The following is a 20,880-nucleotide window of genomic DNA, read 5'->3' on the forward strand; positions in this document are numbered from 1 at the left end:
GGCGAGCCCGGTGACGGAACCGGTGGCGGCCTGGGCGGGGGCAGGGGTGAGGAGGATCGCGGAGAGGCCCAGTGCGGCTGCCAGGACGGCAGCGGGGAGGGACCTGGCCATGGAGACGGTGGCCCTTTCGGATGGGGGTGGGCAACGGGCAGCGTTCGCCTCTGGAACGACTGGTCAACGGTGAACGCGGCGTGCGGGATGTGGCTGAACCGTGAAACTAGAGGTCCAGACCACTTGCGTCAAGTGGTGAAGTAAGCCATGAAATAAGGGAGTTGGTGCTCGCGCGCCCCGAGTCGCGGTGCAGGCCGCCGGCGCCCGGCGGGGGTGCGGTGAAACCCTGATGCGACATGAGGGAAAATGGTTGCCTGGAGAAACCACGGGGAACGCGTGAAAGGCCTGCCATGCCGCACCTCGCCATCGACCACTCCGCCTGCCTGGCCGGAGCCTTCGATGTCTGTGCTCTTGTGAAGGAGCTGCACCCGCTCGTGGTCGAGGAGTCCGGTTCGTCGGGCGTGTGCAAGACGCTGGTCCGCCCGGTGGAGACCTATGTCGGGGAACCGCCGAGCAGGGAGACCGTATTCGTCCACGTGGAGGTCGGCCTCATGCCCGGCCGCTCCGAGGCGCAGAAGGCGCGGCTGTCCGAGAGCGTGCTCGACCTGCTCGCCCGGCATGTGCCGGCGGGCGACGGTGCGGAGGAGCACGTGGTCATCTCGGTGGAGGTACGCGACCTCGCCGGCTCCTACCGGCTTTCGCCGTCCGTGCGCTGAGTCGCCGGGCCGAATTCGGATACGGATACGGCGGTTGCGACCCGCCCGAATTCGGTTGTCCGCCGCGTTGCGCCCGCACTACGTTGCCGCGGTGGAATTCTTCTCACGTTCTTGGACGGCACTGCGCACGACGGTCGCCGACATTCCGGACGCGGACTTCGCCATGCCGTCCGGCTGCAGCGGCTGGCTGGTCCGGGACCTGGTGTGCCACCTGGTCATCGACGCGCAGGACGTCCTGATCACGCTTGTCACTCCCGCCGACACCGAACCGACCGTGGACGCGGTCACCTACTGGAAGCTGGTCGAGCCCCCGACCGGCGAGGATCCGCTCGACGCGCTGATCCCTCGGCTGGCTGCCGCCTACGGTGAGCCGCGGTGGCTGAAGTTCCACCTGGACGACGTCGGTTCCGCAGCGGGCCGCGCCGCCGAACTCGCCGATCCGGCCGCTCGTGTCGGCACCCGCGACGAGGTGCTGACCGTCGGTGACTACCTGTCCGCGTACGTGGTCGAGTGGACCCTGCATCACCTCGACCTGATCGCCCATCTGCCGGCGGCCGCCGAGCCGCCCGCCGAGACCCTCGCGGCGGCCCGCGCGTCGCTGGAGAAGATCGCCGGTGCGGCGTTCCCCGCCGCACTCTCCGACAAGGACGCGCTGCTGATCGGCACCGGGCGTCGTGCCCCCACCGACGCCGAGAAGGCCGTGCTGGGCGATCTCGCCGCCGAACTCCCGTTCGTTCTCGGCTGAACGGCGCAGCTCGGACCGAGATCACCTGATGAGATGAACTTCGTATCCGGTCACTATCATGTGGCCGCAAGACAACCATTCGAACGACCCGTCGAACATGGGCCGTTCGGGGTCGCCGATGCCAGGGACCGCTCCCCGGGCTGCGGTGATCTTCCTGTCCAGGAGGACCTTCCGCATGTTCCGACGTATTGGCAGTACTGTCGTCCGACATCCCGTGTGGACGATCGTGGCATGGCTGATCGCCGCCGTGGCGATCGTCGCCACCGCACCGAGTCTGCCCTCGAACAGTGACGAGAGCAGCTTTCTACCCAAGAGTTACGAGTCGATCAAAGCGGCGGATCTTCAACAGAAGGCGTTCCCCAGCGCCTTCACCCCGTCCGCGATCGCGCTCTACCAGCGCACGGACGGCGGCCGGCTGACCGCCGCCGACCAGCAGGACATCGCCCGGATCACCACCGAACTGGGCAACAAGCACATCGACCAGGTGCAGAAGGTAGTCCCCGGCCTGCCGTCCAAGGACGGCAGGTATGACCTGACCCTGGTCCAGATGGACAGCAAGAACGCCGGTCAGCCCAAACAGGCCGACGCGGCCAAGACGTTGCGCGACGACATCAAACAACTGGCCAAGGGCACGCATCTCGACGTCAAGCTCGGCGGCTCCGCCGCCCAGGCCCTCGACCAGCAGGACTCGTCCAAGCGGGGACAGGCACTGATCGGTTTCGGCACCTTCGCCATCATCCTGGTGACGTTGCTGATCATCTTCCGGGCACCGATCCTGGCCGTACTGCCCCTGGTGCTGATCGGCCTGGTGTCGGCCATCGCCAACGGTCTGATCGCCTACGCAACCAAGCTGTTCGACCTCCAGGCCAACAGCTCGATCTCGTCGATCCTGATCGTCGTGCTCTTCGGCGTGGGTACGGACTACTTCCTCTTCCTGATGTTCCGCTACCGCGAACGCCTGCGCGCGGGTGACGAACCCAAGCAAGCCATGGTCAACGCGGTCGCGCGGGTCGGGGAGGCCATCGCCTCGGCGGCCGGTGCCGTCATCATCGCCTTCCTCGCGCTGGTGCTGTCCACTCTCGGCTTCCTCAAGCAGATGGGTCCGGCGCTCGCCATCGCGGTCGGCGCGACCCTCGTCGCCGGTCTGACCCTGATCCCGGCCGTGGTCTCGCTCATCGGACCGAAGGTCTTCTGGCCTTCCAAGTCCTGGCAGAAGGAGCCGGAGAACGCCCGGTTCGCCGCCCTCGGCCGCGGTGTGCAGCGGCGTCCGGCGCTGGCCGCAGCGGTGTCCGGCCTCATCCTGGTCGCGCTGTCGCTCGGCATCTTCAGCTTCCACGCCACCTTCGACCTGGCATCGGGCTCCATGCCGAAGACCAAGGAGTCCATGGTCGTCCAGGACCAGATGCAGAAGGCGTACTCGGCGGGCGCCGCCGCACCCACGGACGTCTATCTGTCCAGCACCGACGGCAAGCCGCTGGACAAGACCGGCTTCGGCGCGTACGCACAGAAGCTCGGCGCCGTGGACGGGGTCGCCAGCGCCCGTATGACCCAGCTGAACAAGGAAGGCACCACCGCCGACTTCACCGTCACGCTCAAGTACGAGGCGTCGACGGACAAGGCGATCGACACCGTGGGCAAGGTGCGCGACGCCGCCCACTCCGACGCCCCGGCCGGCACCGAGGCGCTCGTAGGCGGCATGTCCTCGATCTACAAGGACATCAACACCGCGGTGAACCACGACTACAAGACGGTCTTCCCGGTGGCGGCCGTCCTCATCATGGTGATCCTGGGCCTGCTGCTGCGTAGCGTGGTCGCCCCCTGGTACCTGATCGCCTCGGTGGGCCTCGGCTTCGGCGCGACTCTCGGGGCCACGGTGTGGATCTTCCAGAAGGGGCAGGGACACTCGGGTCTGATGTTCATGCTCCCGGTGATCATGTATCTGTTCGTGGTCGCCATCGGCACCGACTACAACATCCTCATGATCGCCCGGCTCCGCGAGGAGGCCCGCGAGGGCCGCGAGCCGCGCGAGGCGGCGGGCATGGCACTGCGGCACGCCGGGCCGACCGTCGCCGCGGCGGGCTTCATCCTGGCGGCGACCTTCGCCACGATGATGCTCGCGGGCAACTCGCTGCTCACGGAGATGGGCTTCGCGGTGTCCTTCGGTATCGCCGTCGCCGCCTTCGTCATGGCGATGTTCTTCACGCCGAGCCTCACCGCCCTCATCGGCCACGCCGCGTGGTGGCCGGGGCACGGTGACCGGAGCGAGGTGACGACACCGGGAGCGGGCACCGGACCGAACGGTTCCGAGCCGGCCCACGGCACCGACCGGGACTCCTTCGCCCACGATCCCGCAGGACGCCGCAACTAGCGGCAGCGTGACGGGGGAGTCCTGCCGAGCCGCCACGGTCCGGCAGGACTCCCCGCCCACGCATCAGGGTGTGCCTGTCAACTGGACGAATGGCACCGGCAGTTAACCCAATCGGGATCCGGGCATCAACCCCCGCACGGATGGACGTCCGACACGGCGAGCACGCTCCCGTGCATGGCATTCACCTCGTACAGACCCGGACCGACACGCGCGGCGGCCGTCACGGTGACCGCCCTGCTCGTCCTCCTCACTCCGCCCGCCGGCCGGGCCACCGCCGCCGGGGCGACCCTCCCGCTCGGCGATCCCGGCCTCGCCGAGACCCGTACGACGCAGACCCTGGCCGACGGCGTGACCCTCACCCGGATCGTCCGGGGAACCGAGCCCGCCCCGGCCGGCCAGATCGACACCACGACCCACGGCCCCTGGAAGATCGACGTCCTGACGATCGACCCGCACCGGGCCCATGGGCACCTGCAGGCGACGTACGGCCCCGACCTGGCCCGCACGGAGAAGACGACCGAGCTGGTGCGGTCCTCCGGGGCTCTGGCAGGCGTCAACGCCTCCTTCTTCACCTACACCGCCAGCGCGGAGTACCCCGGCGACCCGGTGGGGCTCGGCCTGTACGACGGACGGCTGCTCAGCGAGCCCACCGGCGACGACACGGAGGCCGACCTCGTCGTGGACGCCCACGACAACCGCGTCGTAATGGGCCGGCTGAGCTGGAAGGGCAGCCTGCACAACCGGCGGACAGGAGCCACACTGCCGCTGAAGTACGTGAACCATCCGCCCGTCGTGCCGCCCGCCTGCGCCGGCCTGACCGACCAGACCCGGTGCACCGTGCCCGGTGCCGTGGTGCGCTTCACACCCGAGTTCGCCGAGACCACGCCCGCGGGCGCGGGCGTAGAGGTGGTCCTCGACCGGCACGGCTGCGTCGTACGCACACACTCGTCGCGCGGCACCCACCTGACCTCCGGCCAGACCTCGGTACAGGCCACGGGCGCCGACGCGGCCGCCCTGCTGCACACCGCGGAACGGGGCTGCCTGCGGACCGACTCCGTGCTCACCGACGAGCAGGGCCGGCGACTGCCCGTTCACCCTGGGCTGTTCGGCGTCAACGGCCGCTGTCCCCTCACCGCGCACGGCCGCGTCGTGGTGCCGTCCGGCTCGGGCAGCTTCTTCGCGCGCAACCCGCGCACCATCGCCGGTACGACCCGTGGCGGCAAGGTCGTGCTGGCGACCATCGACGGCCGGATGACGACCAGTGTCGGCACCACGATGGACGAAACGGCGGCCGTCGCCCACGCGCTGGGCCTGACCGACGCGGTCAACCTGGACGGCGGCGGTTCCACGACCATGTCCGTCGAGGGCGCACTGGTCAACCACCCCAGCGGGACCGCCGAACGGGCCGTGGGCGACGCCCTGGTCTTCGTACCCGGCCCGTACCGCGCCCTGGAATACCGTTCCGCCGAAGGGAGTTGATCAACCACATGACTCAAGCTTCCGCACCCCGACCCCTGTCCGACGCGGCCCTCTCGGACCTGCTCGCCAAGCAGCAGTTCGGGACCCTCGCCACGGTGAAGCAGAGCGGTCACCCGCATATGACCACCATGCTCTACACCTGGGACCCCGAGACCCGTGTCGTACGGCTGTCCACGACCGCCGACCGGGTGAAGGCGAAACATCTGCGGCGGGATCCGCGGGCGGCGTTGCATGTACAGGGCGGTGACGTATGGTCGTTCGCCGTCGCCGAGGGGTCCGCCGAGGTCTCCGAGGCCACGATCGTGCCCGGTGACGCCGTCGGTCGGGAACTGCTCGCCATGATCCCCCCGGCCGCGCGACCGGAGGACGAGGACGCCTTCCTCGCCCAGCAGGTCGCCGAGCGCCGGCTCGTGATCCGGCTGCACGCGGAACGGCTGTACGGCACGGCCCTGGACATCGACGGCTAGGACCTGTTCTTTACGACGGCGAGGGCGCCGTGGCGGTGGAGCGGAAGCAGGCGCGGTAGGTCGTCCGGGCGATGCCGAGGCGGTGCTGGAAGACCCGGCGGCGGGTCTCGGACGAGCCGAACCCGGCCAGTTGGGCGACCTCCTCGGCGTCCATCACCCGTCGTACGGCCGAGTCGTCGGCCCGCTTGGCCGCGAACCGCGCGCTGAACCGCGACTGCCCTCCTGGGCGGGCCATGAAGACGACGAGTTGCCGGGCCACTTCGCGCGCGGTGTCGGGGCCATGGTCCTCCTCGGCCAGGGACGGGGCGAGGTCGATGCCGGCGGTCACACCCGCCGACGTCACCACGGGACCGTCCCGCACGAACAGGGGATCGGCCTGCACGCCCACGTCCGGGAAGGCCGAGGCCAGATCCGCGGCGAGTTCCCAGTGCGTGGCGGCCCGACGGCCGTCCAGCAGCCTGCGGACAACTCCTCGGTGAGCACGACCAGTTCCGTGACCGCGACCGCGCGCCGCCAGTCGCGGCGGCCCGGGACGATCAGCGTGCCGAGCCGCCGGGGGAGGACGGACGGCGTTCCGTCCACGCCGAGCCGGCGGGCACCGAACGAGTTGGCCGTGGTGAGGACCTCGGCCGGGTCGGTGACGTCCACCACGGTGATTCCAGGATCGTGTCCACGAAGCTCCCGCGCTCGAAGCCGGGCACGAACCGTTCGAGCACGTGCGTCTTCACGTTGCCGAAGGTGGTCTCGGGCTGGGGCCGGATGCCCTCGGTGAACGCGGCGAGGATCTGCCACTTGAAGTCGGGACGCGGGTGCAGGGACACGATGGCGGCTCGGTCCTCGTCGCTGACCGTGCCGCAGCCGATGCCCAGGACGTCGTACCCGCCGATGCAGAGGAGTTCCGGATCGAAGTGGAGGCCGCGCTGCTGTGCCTGGACTCTGACGAAGTGGAAGACCCGGCGCGAGTGGTGGTGTATCAGATTGCTGGTGTTTCATCGGCCCGATCTCAGGACCGTCTCCGTGGCCGGCACAAGCCATGGCGATCTCGACGTGTATCCCACAGATCTCGCCATGGCGGACGGACCGCGTCAGGTGCCCACCGCCACCGCCACGCCCAGCACGAGCAGGACGACGCCCGTGGCCACCCCCAGCCCCCGGCTGACCGCCGGCCTGGTCACGAGAGCGCGTCCGCGGTGGACGAGCCAGGTGAACAGCAGATACCAGCAGGCGTTGACCAGGGCCCAGATCCCGCCCAGCACAGCGCTGGACAGGAACACCGGACCGGTTCCCGTGACGAACTGCGGCAGCACCGACACGGCGAACACCCCGGCCTTGGGGTTGCCGAGACTCGTACCGAACCCCGTCGCCCAGCCGCTCCGGAAGCCGGCCCGGTCCCCGCCGGCCGGGACAGCCGCCGAACCGGCCTCCCCGGCCTCGTCGGCGTCCCTGGGACCCGGCGCAGGGCGGCGCGCGGTCAGCAGCGTCCGCACACCGAGCGCGACCAGCACGATCCCGCCCACGATCCTCAGCACCGCGTACGCACGGGGACTGGCCAGCAGGACGGCGGACAGCCCGGCCGCCGCGGCCATGGACCACAGCAGCAAGCCGGACGCGTTGCCGACGATCGTGCCCCGGGCCGCGCGCAGGCCGCCTGCCAGCACCTGGCGGATCATCACGGCCTGACCGGCCCCCGGGAGCATGGCCAGCAGCCACGTGGTGATCAGGAACGCGGGCAGATGGGTGAGCACGGATCGGCCTTCCGGGACGGTCGGACGGGGCCTCATCAGCTTCTCTGACCAGGTGATTTAAGAGAAGTTAAGATACTTCCGTAGAGCGTTAAGATGACTGCATGCTCGTGGACCCCGGACAGCTCCGGCTGCTCGCCCTGATCGAGGAGTACGGCTCGCTCACAGCGGCCGCCCACGCCCTGCGGCTCACGCCCGCCGCGGTGACCCAGCAGGTCGCCAGAGCCGAGCGCGAGTGGCAGGTGCCCCTCGTGCTGCGCGGGCCACGTGGAGCGATGCTCACCGAGGCCGGTGCGCTGCTCGCCGCGCACGGGAGGACCGTGAACGAGGCGGCGGAGCAGGCAGCCGCGGACATGCAGATACTCCTCGGGCATCTGTCTCTACGGCTGCGGATCGGCGCCTTCCAGGCCGCCGCCCTGCACCTGGTGCCGCCGGCGCTGACGGCGCTGCGTCACCGTCATCCCGACGCCGATGTGTCCGTGGTCGACCTGGTGTCGGAGCGGGGCCTGGGCGAGATCACCGCCGGCCGGCTGGACCTGGCGATCGTCGCTTCCTGGGGCCCGGGACCGTTGCCCGTCCTGCCCCCGCACATCGTCGGACACCGCTTGCTGCACGACCCCATGGTCGTGGTCCTGCCCGACGACCATCCGCTCGCCGCCGCGACACCGCCGGGCAGCGCGCTACGGCTGGAGCAACTGCGCGGCGATGCCTGGGTCGCGATCGTGGCGGGCCACGCCGCGCGCGAACAACTCGACCGGGCCGCCGGCGAGGAGGGTTTCAAGCCCAGGGTGCGGTTCGAGACGGAGTCCTTCGACGTCGCCCAGGCCCTGGTCGGCGCAGGCAGCGGCGTGGCCCTGGTCTCGCGCCTGGCACTGACCGGTATCCCGGGCACCACGCACCGCGAGCTGGCCCGGCCGCCGCTGCACCGCGAGATCCGCGCGGTGACCCAGTCCGACACGACACTCACCCCGCTGGTCGAGGTCTTCCTCGGCCTGCTGCGCGATGTCGCCCGCGAGCGCTCGGCCACATGGGACGAACAACCCGGGGTCGGCTGACGGGCCGGGGCTGCCTCGGCCCACGTCGGACACTTCTGCGGCTGGACTCACAGGGGCTGGCTGGCGAGGGTCGCCAGGTAGGTGCCGTACAGCAGGGTCGCGATGGTGAGGCCGCCGCACAGCAGCCGGGCCCGGGGCGAGGGACCTGTGGGCCACGCCCGGGCGAGAGCGCGAGCCGGTGGGATGAGTAGCGGGAACGCAGGCAGCAGGAAGCGCGGCTTGGACGAGAAGGGGCCGGACACCGCGACCACCAACAGCAGCAGGACGCCCGCGAAGACCATCAGCGGCAGCGGGGCGCGGTCCAGACACAGCCGGCAGAACGACACGATGCCCGCCACGACGACGGCCAAGGCCACCGGATAGGTCACCCAACTGCCCCGCAACGGCATCGACTCCAGAAACCGCAGGGGCCCGACGGAGAGGTCCAGCTGTGAGTTCCAGGCACTCTGCACATGCAGATAGCCGTGGACCAGGTCGCCGGTCCGCCGGCCCACCCACAGCACATAAGCCGCCCAGCCCAGCGGACCGAGGAACGCGCCGGCCAGGACGCCGGGGGAGGCGCGCCCCCGCTGCCGTACGACCTCGTGCGCGGCCGCGACGGCGACGGCCAAAGCGGCCGCGATGCCGTTCGGCCGGGCGAGGCCGGCCAGCAGTGCCAGCGTGCCCGCGACCAGCCAGCGGCGGCGCAGCACGGCGTACAGGGACCAGGCGGCACACGCCGTGAACAGCGGCTCGGTGTAGGCCAGGCCGAGGACGACCGATTGCGGCAGTACGGCCCACAGGGCGACGAGAGCGGTGGCGGCCCTCCGCCCGTGGAGGTGATGACCGATCGCGTAGATGCCGCACACGGCGAGAGCCGCGGAACTCCAGGCGATCAGCAGCCCGGCCCGCCCCGCGGTCACGGGAAGTAGGCCGCGTAGGGCTCGGATGAGCCACGGATACAGCGGAAAGAACGCCCAGTCGGTCTGGACCGCGCCCGTCGCGGTGATGCGCAGCCCGGTCCCGTAGCCGTGCTCGGCGATGTGCAGGTACCAGACCGAGTCCCACCTGTGGGCGAGGCTCCTGCCCAACGCGCGGCCGGCGACCGCGTCGACCATCACCATCAGGACGACCCCGGCAAGACGGACCGCCGCGAAGACGGCGAGAGCCCGGAGAACGCCAGGGGGACCCTCCACCCGGCCGCGGCCGGTCTCACGAGGGCCGTCGGACCGCCGCAGCGCGGAGGACATGCTCACTCTCCGACGATGAGCGGCGCAGAACACGAGCGCAATGCGTCGTCACCCGTCTGCCGTACCTCTCGTACCGAAGGATTCCTTCGCGAGCGATCAGCACGCTGTCCGACCGACTCGCGGCTTGCCGGGGCTTGTTCCCGGTCAGGCGGTGGGCTCGGGGCCGTGGACGAGGCGGCCGCCAAGCAGGGTGTGGGTGGGGTTGAGGTCGCGCAGGGCTTCGCCCGGGCACCGCGCGGGGTCCTGGTCCCAGATGGTGAGGTCGGCGAGGCGGCCGGGGGTGAGGGTGCCGCGCAGGTGTTCCTCGCCGAGCAGGCGCGCGGCCTGCGTGGTGTGGAGGGCGAGGGCCTCGCCGTAAGTGACGGAGTGCTCGGGGCCCTGGACGCCGATGACGGTCTGCCGGGTGGTCATGCCCCAGACGGAGCGCATCGCGCCGAACCGACCGACGGGGTAGTCGGAGCCGGCGGCGACCAGCGCGCCCTGGTCCAGCCACCCCCGGGCCGGGAACAGCGCGGCGACGCGCTCCGGTCCCCAGAACTCGCGCTCGACGTCGGCGGTGTCGTGCAGCAGCGGCTGCTGGATGGTGACGGGGACGCCCAACGCGACGGCGCGGGCCCGCTGTTCGGGGCCGGCCAGACCGCCGTGCTCCATGACGAGGGTGCCCGCGGGCAGGCCGGGATGGTTGCGCAGCACGCGCTCGTAGACGTCCAGGAGAATACGCACGGCACGGTCGCCGTAGGCGTGGGTGCCGACCCGCCAACCCCGCCGCACCACGGCTTCCACGGCCTCGGCCAGGGCGTCGGGCTCCCAGATCAGGGTGCCCGAGAAGGTGTGGTCGCAGGCGTACGGCTCCTCGGTGGCTCCCGCCTCCAGGCCGCCGTCGAGGCCGAACTTCACCCCCCACACGCGCAGCCCCGGGTCGGCGCCGTAGCGCCAGTCCTCCATGGCGTCGAGCAGGTCCTCCACCTGGGCGGTGCTGGACAGGCCGAGCGCGGAGACCAGCGCCCGCACCCGGGTGTGGAGCGCGCCGGCCTCCCGCGCGGCCAGCAGGGCGGCGTAGTCGTCGAGGGAGACGGCGCAGTCGCGCACGGTGCCGATGCCCGTGGCCGCGTACCGGCCGCTGGCCAGCCGGAGCCCGTCGATGCGCTGCGCCCGGTTCTGCGCCGGGACGTGCCGCTCCACCAGGCCCAGCGCGTTGTCGATGAGCCGGCCGTTGAGCCGGCCGTCGGCATCCCGCCCGATCACACCGCCCACCGGTACGGGCGTGTCCTCCGTGATGCCCGCCAGCCGCAGGGCGTAACTGTTGACCACGTCGTTGTGGCCGCCGCGTTTGACCAGGACCGGGTGACGGTCGGTGGCCCGGTCGAGTTCGGCGGCGGTGGGCATACGGCGCTCCGCCAGATGGAGTTCCTGCCAGTTGGTGGTCGTACGGATCCACTCGCCCTCGGGCGTCGTTGCGGCCCGCTGCCGGATCAGGTCCAGGAACTCGGCGAGGGTGCGCGCCTGGTGGACCGGTACGAAATGTGCGCTGTGGCCCGCGAAGACCAGATGGGTGTGCGTGTCGTCGAACGCGGGCAGCACCGTGGCCCCGGGCAGATCCAGGACCCGGGTACGCGCGGTCACCCAGCCGTCGAGCCCCTGCGGATCGGATGACACCGCGGCGATGCGATCGCCCCGCACCGCCAGCGCCCGCTGCGGCTCCTGACCGGGCACCAGCGTGTGCACCGCGGCGGCTCGGACCAGCAGATCGGCACCGTGATCGTTCATGGTCGTCTCCCACATCAGCTCGATGTCCTCCGACCAGACCGTTGTACGGGCTCACAGCAGATCGCCTCCCATTCGGCAGCTGCGCAGACAGGAAATCCGACATCGGCGGGCTCTAGGATGCAGATCATGCGACAGGCTCTCGATGAGACCGACCGCCGGATCGTGGCCGTTCTCCTCGCCTCGCCCCGCGCCTCCTGGCGTGAGGTCGGCCGCGTCCTCGGACTCTCGGAGCGCACCGTCGTACGCCGCGCCGCTCCGCTGTATGCCGACGGCACCCTGCGGGCCACCGTCGTCCGCAACCCCGCGTACTTCCCCGGCCTGGTGCCCATCGCCCTGCGCATCCGCTGCCGCCCGCACCGGATCCGGCAGGTGGCCCGCGCTCTCGCGCGCCGCGCCGACACCGTGTGGGTCGACATCCTCGGCGGAGGAGACGAGGTCTGCGCCGTCTTCTTCCTCGACGGCCCCGAGGCCCGCAACGCCCTTCTGCTGCGCGACCTGCCCGCGACCGACGCCGTGCACTCCTGGACGGCCCACACCCTGCTGCGGGTCTTCCCCACCGCGTTCCGCTGGACCGCCGGCCTGCTCTCACCGGAGGAGGCCGACAGGCTCGTCCCCGCCGCGCCGACCGCGCGGCCCGAGCCGCTCGACCTCGACAGGGCGCTGATCGCGACCCTCGCGGAGGACGGCCGCAGCACGTACACCGAACTCGCCCGCCGCGCGGGCACCACCGCGCTCACCGCCCGCCGGCGCCTCGACGTGCTCGTGCGTGGCCAGGTCGTGCGCCTCGCCACCGAGGTGGACCTCGCTCTGCTCGGCGCGCACGCCGAGGCCCTGCTGTGGATCACCGCGCAGCCCGGCGCACTGCAGGAGACCGCCGAGACCGTCGCCGGCCACCCGCAGGTCCGGTTCACCGCCGCGACGACCGGACCCGCCAACCTCCTGGCCGCCGTAGCCGCGGCGGACCTGGACGCCCTCTACGCCTTCCTCGTCACCGTGATCGGCCCGCTCGGCGGGATCACCGGGATCGACACGACCCCGCTCCTGGCGACGGCCAAACGCACCGGCCTCACCCGCCGCTCACCCGGAGGCGGTCCGTGATGTGTCCCGGTCCCGCTGGTAGGCGGCCAGCAGGAAGAGCCAGATCTCGCTGACGGTGGGGAAGGTACCTGCGTCCTGGTCAACAGCGCGGGCAACTTCCCGTTCGGCCCGACGGCACAGCCGGAGCCCAGCGACGTGGACGCCGGCCACGACCTGAACGTGAAGGTGCCGTTCCACCTGGTGGCGCCTTCCCTCGCCACTCAGTGGGAAAAAAGAGTTGGGCCGCACGACGCTCGGGTTGATAGCTTTCGGTCGACCGTGACACCAGTCGAGGAGGTGAGACCCATGAACGCTGTAGCTGAGTGGGTGCTCCCCCTCTTCTCCACGGTCGGGCGATCGGCATAGGTGTCGCCGGGAGCGCCTCGACAACAAGGCCTCCCGAAAGGCAACACCCCATGAATACAGTGCATTTCACTGCGAAGACGACATCGAACGGTGTCGTGGAACGCGACTTCACCGTGGGCGAGATCCCCGGCGTACTCTGGTCGCCCGCGACCGGCCCCGAACGCGCACCCCTGGTGCTCATGGGCCACGGCGGCGGCACACACAAGAGGTGGCCGGCGATGACGGGCCGGGCACACCGCCTCGTCACCGGCGGCGGCTTCCACGTCGCCGTGATCGACGCGCCCGGCCACGGCGACCGCCCACGCACCGCACACGACGAGCAAGAGATCGCCGCGCTGTACCGGGCGAGGGCGGCGGGCGAGCCGGAAGGCCCGGTCGTCGTCCGTTACAACGCCCACCTGGCGGAGCGTGCCGTCCCGGAGTGGCGGGCGACCCTGGACGCCCTCCAGGTACTGCCGGAGATCGGCGGCGACGGGCCGGTCGGCTACTTCGGCCTGAACATGGGCACCGCGATCGGCGTGCCGCTTGTGGCGATCGAACCCAGGATCACCGCAGCGGTCTTCGGTCAGCACTGGCCCGATCGCCTGGCCGGCAAGGCGAAGCAGATCACCATCCCGGTCGAGTTCGACATGCAGTGGGACGACGAGCACATCCCGCGCGAGTCCGGTCTGGCGTTGTTCGACGCCTTCGCCTCGAAGGAGAAGACGTTGCACGCCAACGCGGGCAGACACAAGGAACTGCCCAGGTTCGAGGCCGACAGCGCGGTCCGCTTCTTCGTCCGGCACCTCAGCCGGGACGTCATGTCACCTGCCTGACGCGGCGCCTTCTCTGATGAGACATCGGCCCGGCTCTCGCCCGTCGGCGGGAGTCGGGCCGATGCCCGTACGAGGCTCAGTGGGTCGATGTGGCGGCGCGGAGGAACTCGGTCCAGAAGGGGACGTCGTCGCCGAGGCAGACGGTGACGGACTTCCAGGCCGGGTTCTCGGCCCGGGTGTTGCACCAGAAGCCGTGACCGGTGGCGGCAATCCCGTTGCCCGCAAGGCTGCCCTGGAGGTCATTCCTCGGTCGGCCGTGGCCCGGCAGGCTGTGGTGTTTGAAGTGGGATCGGCTTCGAGGGGAGCGCCCGTGCGCGCGCACGACAGGGAGAACGAGCAGAGCGACACGCGGCCCGCGCCTCGTCGACCCGCCGGCCCGGCGCCCGCCGGCCTGGAGGCGCTGCAGCGGGCGGTGGGCAACGAGGCGGTGGCCCGGGCCGTCGCACGGGAGCGGGACCAGCAGGTGCAGCGCCGCTCCCTGGTCCACGAGGTGCTGCGCTCTCCCGGCCGGCCCATGGACTCCGGGCTGCGCGAGGAGATGGAGGCCCGGTTCGGGGGTGCCGACTTCAGCGGTGTGCGTGTCCACGCGGATGCGGACGCCCGCCGGTCGGCGGTGGGGATCCAGGCCAAGGCGTACACCTCGGGGGCGCACGTGGTCGACGGCGGCCGGATGACGAAGGAGGACTGGGCGCACGAGCTGACCCACTACCTGGACCAGCAGGCCGGTCCGGTCCCGGGGACGGACGACGGCTCGGGCCTGCGTGTCTCGGACCCCTCGGACGTGGGCGAACGCCGTGCGGTCACCAACGCGCGCAAGGTGATGAACGGCGGCGCGCCGGTGCGGCGGGCGGCCGACGAGAACACGGCCGGTCACGACACCGGCTCCCGCCAGGTCCCGGGCGACGGAGCCGCGCGCATCCAGCGGACCGAGGACGAGGACCTGCGCAACGCCAAGACGCCGGAGGAGATCGTCGCCGCGCTGAAGAAGTCGGGGCATTCGGACGACGACGCCTGGCAGTTGATGCAGTACATGACCTCGCAGCAGTTCCGGCCCGGTGAGGGGCAGAGCGAGTTCGACATCCTCGACAGCATCAAGCAGGCCTCACAGCAGCGGATTCCGACGGTTCGTAAGCGGCAGGCCGCGGATCTGCTGAGCAAGCGGTGGACGATCCGGCACTACACCGGCAGGGATCCGCAGAGCCCGCCGAGCTTCACGGAGATCGCGTCGACGTACGAGAACGCGGCCGCCGGCCGGGCGAGCGAGCACACGAACGTCGCCGACTGGCGCTCGCTCGGCAACATCAAGTTCACGTTCTACCTGGTGGCCGTGGACGGCAAGGTACCCCAGCGCAACTGGCTCAACAACACGCACTGGTACGCGGAGTGGGACCTCGACGAGATCCAGGACTGCTGGGTCTCCGCGGATCTGCTGGAGAAGATGAACAAGACCATGGACGCCGACGAGGCCCGCGCGGCGATGAAGACGGCCAAGGCGTTCCGCGGCACCGGCGCGCAGCTCAAGGAACTGCTGGCGGTCAGCGCCTTCGGCAGTGGCAACGACCCGGCCGCCGCCCTGGACACCGCGATCGGCGGTCCCTTCGAGCTGAAGGTGCCCGGCGGGCTGACGGTCACGGAGTGGAAGAAGAAGTAGGCCCAGGCGAACGGCCCGACATCGCGCGGAGGAATCCGAGGAAGGCGTCGGCATCGGCTCCCACCAGCCCGGTGCCGTGTGCGAAACCGACCGCCCGCAGGTCGTGGGGGAGCCGGGTGGGACTCCCGGTCCGCAGCGCCTGATCCGCGGCCAGGACGGCCGGCCCCAGGGCCGACTCACCGCGGTGGAAGGCCGCATCACCCACCAGGGCGGTGCGGGTCGGCTCGTGGAAGAGCACGATGTGCCCGGGGGAATGACCTGGCGTGTGGATGACGCACAGGCCCGTTCGAGCCGTCCAGCACCTCGTCGTCGGCGACCGACCCGTCGGCCGGGCAGGGGCCCGGTGCAGCCTGGGCAGACGGTCGAGCAGCCGCCCGGCGCGACCGGACCGGCCCCCGGGAGGGACACGCAGCCCCGCTGCCCGTGGAGCGGTCCGGGCCGGGAGTGAGACGGGCTCGCTCCCGGCCCGGACCGGATGGGCGATGCGGATCCGCTACAGCTCCGCTCGTACCGCGCGGGCGGCCGCGACCAGGTTCTCCAGCGAGGCGCAGGTCTCCGGCCAGCCGCGGGTCTTCAGGCCGCAGTCGGGGTTGACCCACAGCCGTTCGGCGGGGATCGCCCGCAGGCCGGTGCGCAGGAGTTCGGCCGCCTCCTGTGTGCCGGGGACGCGCGGGGAATGGATGTCATAGACACCGGGCCCGGCCTCGCGCGGGTAGCCGTGCGCGGCCAGTTCCCGGGCGACCTGCATATGGGAGCGGGCGGCCTCCAGGCTGATCACATCGGCGTCGAGATCGTCGATGGCCTGGACGATGTCACCGAACTCGGCGTAGCACATGTGGGTGTGGATCTGGGTGTCCGGGCGTACGCCACCGGTGCTGAGCCGGAACGCCTCGGTGGCCCAGTTGAGATAGGCGGGGCGGTCGGCGGCGCGCAGCGGCAGGGTCTCGCGCAGCGCGGGCTCGTCGACCTGGATGACCGAAGTTCCCGCCTCCTCCAGGTCGTTCACCTCGTCCCGCAGGGCGAGGGCGACCTGCCGGGCCGTCTCGGCGAGGGGCTGGTCGTCGCGGACGAAGGACCAGGCGAGCATCGTGACGGGGCCGGTGAGCATGCCCTTGACGGGGCGGTCCGTGAGCGACTGGGCGTACCGCGTCCAGCGCACGGTCATCGGTGCCGGCCGCGCGATGTCACCGGCGAGGATCGGCGGGCGGACGTAGCGGGTGCCGTAGGACTGGACCCAGCCGTGCCGGGTGGCGAGGTAGCCGGTGAGCTGTTCCGCGAAGTACTGGACCATGTCGTTGCGTTCGGGCTCACCGTGGACCAGGACGTCCAGTCCGGTCTTCTCCTGGAAGGAGATCACCTCGCGGATCTCCGCCTCGATGCGCTCCTCGTAGCCGGCCACACCGATGCGGCCGGCCCGCAGGTCGGCGCGGGCGGTGCGCAGTTCGGCGGTCTGCGGGAACGAACCGATCGTGGTCGTGGGCAGCAGCGGCAGCCCGAGGCGGGCACGCTGGGCCGAGGCCCGCTCGGCGTACGGCAGGGAGCGCCGCGCGTCGGCCTCGGTGACGGCGGCCGTACGGGCCCGTACGGCCGCGTCGCGGGTGATGGGGGAGTGGGCGCGGGAAGCCAGGTCGGCCCGGTTCGCGGCCAGTTCCGCGGCGATCGCGTCGATGCCCTGGGTGAGGCCCTTGGCGAGGGTGACGACCTCGGCGGTCTTCTGCCGGGCGAAGGCGAGCCAGCGCAGGATCTGCGGCTCGATGTCCCGTTCCACGGCGGCGTCGAGCGGCACATGCAGGAGGGAGCAGGACGCCGACACGTCGACACGGTCCGCGAGTCCGAGCAGGGTACCGAGCGTGGCGAGCGACTGCTTCAGGTTGTTGACCCAGATGTTGCGGCCGTTGACGACGCCGGCGACGAGGCGCTTGCCGGGCAGCCCGCCGACCGCGGCGAGGGCGTCCAGATTGGCGGCGGCCGCCCCGGTGAAGTCCAGGGCCAGGCCCTCGACCGGAGCCTTGGCCAGCACGGGCAGCGCCTCGCCGAGCCGGTCGAAATAGGAGGCCACCAGCAGTTGGGGCCGGTCGGTCAGGGCTCCGAGATCGCGGTAGGCGCGGGCCGCGGCGTTCAGTACGGCCGGAGTGCGGTCCTGCACCAGCGCGGGCTCGTCCAGCTGGACCCACTCGGCGCCGGCCGCGCGCAGGTCGGCGATGATCTCGCCGTACACCGGCAGCAGCCGGTCCAGCAGCGTGAGCGGGTCGAAGTCGCCGGCCACGCCGGGCGCGGGCTTGGCCAGCAGCAGATAGGTGACGGGCCCGACGAGGACGGGCCGCGCGGTCAGGCCCAGCGCGAGGGCCTCCCCGAGCTCCGCCACCTGCTTGGCCGAGTCGGCCGTGAACACCGTGTCAGGGCCCAACTCGGGCACCAGATAGTGGTAGTTCGTGTCGAACCACTTGGTCATCTCCAGCGGCGCGACGTCCTGGGTACCGCGCGCCATGGCGAAGTACCCGGCGAGCGGATCCGCGGCGACCGCGTCCCGGTGGCGCACGGGGATCGCGCCGAGCATGACGGTGGTGTCGAGTACATGGTCGTAGTACGAGAAGTCGCCGGTCGGCACCTCGTCGACGCCGGCGTCCGCCAACTGCCGCCAGGTGCCGTGGCGCAGTTCGGCCGCGGTGGCCCGGAGGGCGTCGGCGGTGACGAGGCCCTTCCAGTAGCCCTCGATGGCCTTCTTCAGTTCGCGGTTCCTGCCCTGGCGGGGATAGCCGTACACGGTGGCCCGTGCTGCCGCGGCTGCGGACTTGCTGGTCACGGAGATCTCCTTCGCGAGATGAATCCCTGAGATCCCGGAGACGGGACGAGAGCGCGAAGGGGCGAAGGACCGGACGGCAACGGCCCACGGCCGCCCGCTCGGTTGTCTGCGCCGACCCGCCCTCGAGGTCACCGGGATGTCCGTGCACGGGTCGTCCCGCACACGGGCAGTTGGCAGGTCTTCGGACTCGCGGGCACGTCCTCTCCCAGGAGGACACCTACTGGCCGTCGCTTCCCAGGCCCGGTACATCGGACCCAGTGCGTATGACGGCGGTCGTTCCCGCTCACCGCTGCGGGGCAGTCCCGGATTCCCACCGGGTTCCCTCTTGCGACGCGTCCCGCCTGGCTGACGGGGCGAACCAGCTGCAGAAGTCACCCTACGGGGCCGCCCGGAGACGCGGTGGCGTACGTCCGGCATTCGGAAGGTGAGGTGTGACACGCGGCCACGGCTGCCCCGCGAATTCCTGGGGAGGACGGTCCCCGGGTGGCGTCGGCACGGTGCGGGAACGGCCCGCGCTACCCGCCGGCGGGCTGATTGAAGCCGGTCGGGTGATTGACGGGCCGGTCCCGGCTTGGGTGCGGCCCGTCGCGGGCTCGGGCGGAGAGACTGCGGCCATCCCAGTGGAGGTGGCGAACATATGCTCAGCGACAGCACAGCGACGATCCTGACCGAGAGGTCGAGCGTGGCGGACGTCGTCGCCGCTGCTCCGCGCGTCGCGCAGATCGCGGCGCGGTGCAGCGAGGAGACGGAGGCCGCCCGGCGGCTTGCGCCCGAGGTGGTCGAGGCGGTGCGGGAGGCCGGGTTCGCCCGGCACTTCGTCCCCGCGGCCTTCGGCGGTACGGAAGGCCGCTTCACGGACATGACCTCGGCGGTGATCCTGGTCGGCGAGGGCTGCGCCTCGGCGGCCTGGGCCGCCTCGCTGTCCGCCCACGCGGCCCGGTACGGGGCGTACCTGCCCCCGGAGGGTCAGGCGGTGCTCTGGGCCGACGGGCCGGACGCCCTGATGGCGGGCGCGCTCATGCCGGCCGGCAAGGCGGAGCGCGCCTCCGGCGGCTGGCGGCTCAGCGGTGAATGGAAGTACATCAGCGGGGTGCGCTTCGCCGACTGGGTCTTCGCCTGCTCCGCCGTACCCGGCAAGGTGGGCCCCGACGGGCGCGGCGAGGTGCGGTTCTTCGCGGTGCCGCAGGCGGACATCACCGTCAAGGACACCTGGTTCACCCTGGGCATGCGCGGGACCGGCAGCGACACCATGGTCCTCGACGACGTCTTCGTACCCGAGTATCTGACCCTGTCCCGGTTCGACATCAACGCGGGGCGGGCCACGGCCTCCGAAGCCCGGTGCCACACGGTCCCCGTGAACGCCGTGAACGGGCTGCCGCTCGCCGTCCCCGTGGTGGGCGCCGCGCGGGGCACGCTCCGCGCCGCGGCCGAGCAGAACCTCCGCCGGACCGACCGCCGCGGCGCGCCGCTGCGCGAGAAGCCGCCGGTGCAGATCGAACTGGCCCGCTCGGCCGCCGAGGTGGACGCCGCCGAACTCCTCGTCCAGCGCGCCGCACGGGTCGCCGACGGCGTCGAGGGGACCCGGGACGGTGAGGCGGCGGTCCGCGGACCGCGGGACTTCGCGCTGGCGGTCGAACTGTCCGTGTCGGCCGTCGAACGCCTCTTCCGCGGTACCGGGACGACGGGCCACTTCGACTCCGACCCGGTCCAGCGGTTCTGGCGGGACGTGAACACCGCCGCGTCCCACGTGATCTTCTCCTTCGAGACCGCCGGGGCGGCCTACGGCGCCTGGGCACTGGGCGTCGAGAGCGCGGAACCGAGGCGGTGACCTCGTCTTCCGGGGTCACCGCACGAAGCGGTACTTCAGATGGGTGGCGAGGGGCGTTTCGACCACCCTGACCTGTTCGAGGCTCTGCTTCCCGGCGCCCGCGCCCTCGAAGAGCCGCAGCCCCGCTCCGAGGAGCGCGGGCACCACGTGCAACTGCAACTCGTCGATGAGGCCCTCCCTGAGGTACTGCCGCACGGTGCTCGCCCCGCCCGCGATGTCTACGTTCCGGTCCCCGGCGGCGGCCCTCGCCCGATCGAGGGCGCTGCGGATGCCGTCGGTGACGAAGACGAACGTGGTGCAGCCCTCCTTGACCAGAGTCGGCCGGGGCTGGTGGGTGAGCACGAAGACCGGGGTCCGGAACGGCGGATTGTCGCCCCAGAACTCCTCGCCCGTGTCAAACATCATCCGGCCCATGACCACCGCACCCGTGGCGTCGAACCACTCGCGCATCAGCTCCGAGTCCCGGTTCTCCGCCCCGCCGGTCATGCCCTGGCGCTCCCGCCAGCTCGCCAGGTCGTGGATCCACTCGAAGAGCGGCCCGGCACCGTCTCCTGCGGGATTGCCGACGGAGACGTCGGTGCCGGCGACGTACCCGTCGAGGGAGATGGCCATATCCGCGGTCACGGTCACGATGGATGCTCCTGAGGTCCCTGGGATGTCCTGCCTTCACCCTCATGTCGATCGGGAGCCCGCGCATTCGACAGATCCCGCACGACATCCT

At 71.2% G+C, this 20,880-nt stretch carries 16 protein-coding genes, 1 pseudogene and 1 riboswitch; of the genes and pseudogenes, 10 read left to right on the plus strand and 7 right to left on the minus strand.

Going from position 1 to position 20,880, the window contains the following annotated elements:
* Nucleotides 1-401: 401 nt before the first annotated feature.
* The 5 genes from AV521_RS18600 (at nt 402) to AV521_RS18620 (ending at nt 5,826) form a co-directional block, all read left to right on the plus strand.
* Nucleotides 402-767 (plus strand): 5-carboxymethyl-2-hydroxymuconate Delta-isomerase, encoded by a 366-nt coding sequence (locus tag AV521_RS18600; RefSeq protein WP_076089604.1) that lies wholly within the window; start codon nt 402-404, stop codon nt 765-767.
* Between the two features lie 91 nt (nt 768-858).
* Nucleotides 859-1,512, plus strand: a complete 654-nt coding sequence (locus AV521_RS18605; RefSeq protein WP_076089789.1) for a maleylpyruvate isomerase N-terminal domain-containing protein — start codon at nt 859-861, stop codon at nt 1,510-1,512.
* Nucleotides 1,513-1,687: 175 nt separating this feature from the next.
* Nucleotides 1,688-3,880 (plus strand): MMPL family transporter, encoded by a 2,193-nt coding sequence (locus AV521_RS18610; protein ID WP_076089605.1) that lies wholly within the window; start codon nt 1,688-1,690, stop codon nt 3,878-3,880.
* A 174-nt stretch (nt 3,881-4,054) separates the two neighbouring features.
* Nucleotides 4,055-5,359: a phosphodiester glycosidase family protein gene (locus AV521_RS18615; protein WP_076089606.1), complete on the plus strand. Its 1,305-nt coding sequence runs from the start codon at nt 4,055-4,057 to the stop codon at nt 5,357-5,359.
* Nucleotides 5,360-5,367: 8 nt separating this feature from the next.
* A complete protein-coding gene (locus tag AV521_RS18620) occupies nt 5,368-5,826 on the plus strand; it encodes a PPOX class F420-dependent oxidoreductase (protein WP_076089607.1) in 459 nt (152 codons plus the stop codon).
* A 10-nt stretch (nt 5,827-5,836) separates the two neighbouring features.
* Here the strand turns inward: AV521_RS18620 and AV521_RS52265 are convergent, their stop codons facing one another.
* The 3 genes and pseudogenes from AV521_RS52265 to AV521_RS18630 all read right to left on the minus strand — a co-directional run bounded on the left by AV521_RS52265 (nt 5,837) and on the right by AV521_RS18630 (nt 7,607).
* A complete protein-coding gene (locus AV521_RS52265; protein WP_305965174.1) occupies nt 5,837-6,208 on the minus strand; it encodes a hypothetical protein in 372 nt (123 codons plus the stop codon).
* 265 nt (nt 6,209-6,473) lie between these two features.
* Nucleotides 6,474-6,812: pseudogene (locus AV521_RS50900) on the minus strand (hypothetical protein); the annotation flags it as partial.
* A 99-nt stretch (nt 6,813-6,911) separates the two neighbouring features.
* Entirely contained in the window at nt 6,912-7,607 is a 696-nt protein-coding gene (locus AV521_RS18630; RefSeq protein WP_079249295.1) for a LysE family translocator, read from the minus strand.
* A gap of 65 nt (nt 7,608-7,672) precedes the next feature.
* Between AV521_RS18630 and AV521_RS18635 the strand changes: the two genes are divergently transcribed.
* Nucleotides 7,673-8,623, plus strand: coding sequence for a LysR family transcriptional regulator (locus AV521_RS18635; protein ID WP_076089609.1), 951 nt, complete (start codon nt 7,673-7,675; stop codon nt 8,621-8,623).
* 47 nt (nt 8,624-8,670) lie between these two features.
* Here the strand turns inward: AV521_RS18635 and AV521_RS18640 are convergent, their stop codons facing one another.
* A complete protein-coding gene (locus AV521_RS18640; protein ID WP_079249296.1) occupies nt 8,671-9,852 on the minus strand; it encodes a mannosyltransferase family protein in 1,182 nt (393 codons plus the stop codon).
* Between the two features lie 144 nt (nt 9,853-9,996).
* Nucleotides 9,997-11,619, minus strand: coding sequence for an amidohydrolase (locus tag AV521_RS18645; RefSeq protein WP_076089791.1), 1,623 nt, complete (start codon nt 11,617-11,619; stop codon nt 9,997-9,999).
* 126 nt (nt 11,620-11,745) lie between these two features.
* On the opposite strand from AV521_RS18645, the gene AV521_RS18650 reads away from it, so the two are divergent.
* From AV521_RS18650 to AV521_RS46610, 3 genes are all read left to right on the plus strand, one after another.
* Nucleotides 11,746-12,717 carry an Lrp/AsnC family transcriptional regulator gene (locus tag AV521_RS18650; RefSeq protein ID WP_076089792.1) on the plus strand — a complete coding sequence of 324 codons (972 nt, stop codon included), beginning with the start codon at nt 11,746-11,748 and terminating at the stop codon, nt 12,715-12,717.
* A gap of 395 nt (nt 12,718-13,112) precedes the next feature.
* Nucleotides 13,113-13,877, plus strand: a complete 765-nt coding sequence (locus AV521_RS18660) for an alpha/beta hydrolase (RefSeq protein WP_076089611.1) — start codon at nt 13,113-13,115, stop codon at nt 13,875-13,877.
* 310 nt (nt 13,878-14,187) lie between these two features.
* Nucleotides 14,188-15,528: a DUF4157 domain-containing protein gene (locus tag AV521_RS46610; protein WP_079249297.1), complete on the plus strand. Its 1,341-nt coding sequence runs from the start codon at nt 14,188-14,190 to the stop codon at nt 15,526-15,528.
* Nucleotides 15,529-16,021: 493 nt separating this feature from the next.
* On the opposite strand, the gene metE is transcribed toward AV521_RS46610, so the two are convergent.
* On the minus strand, nt 16,022-18,331 hold the full coding sequence (metE, locus tag AV521_RS18680; protein ID WP_076089613.1) for a 5-methyltetrahydropteroyltriglutamate--homocysteine S-methyltransferase: 2,310 nt from the start codon (nt 18,329-18,331) through the stop codon (nt 16,022-16,024).
* A 154-nt stretch (nt 18,332-18,485) separates the two neighbouring features.
* Nucleotides 18,486-18,709: riboswitch (cobalamin riboswitch) on the minus strand.
* A 259-nt stretch (nt 18,710-18,968) separates the two neighbouring features.
* On the opposite strand from metE, the gene AV521_RS18685 reads away from it, so the two are divergent.
* On the plus strand, nt 18,969-20,159 hold the full coding sequence (locus tag AV521_RS18685) for an acyl-CoA dehydrogenase family protein (RefSeq protein ID WP_076089614.1): 1,191 nt from the start codon (nt 18,969-18,971) through the stop codon (nt 20,157-20,159).
* Nucleotides 20,160-20,174: 15 nt separating this feature from the next.
* Here AV521_RS18685 and AV521_RS18690 read toward each other — a convergent pair whose 3' ends face one another.
* Nucleotides 20,175-20,789, minus strand: a complete 615-nt coding sequence (locus tag AV521_RS18690) for a dihydrofolate reductase family protein (RefSeq protein WP_076089615.1) — start codon at nt 20,787-20,789, stop codon at nt 20,175-20,177.
* Nucleotides 20,790-20,880: the final 91 nt, after the last annotated feature.

The organism is Streptomyces sp. IMTB 2501 (assembly GCF_001953885.1).
GTDB lineage: Bacteria > Actinomycetota > Actinomycetes > Streptomycetales > Streptomycetaceae > Streptomyces.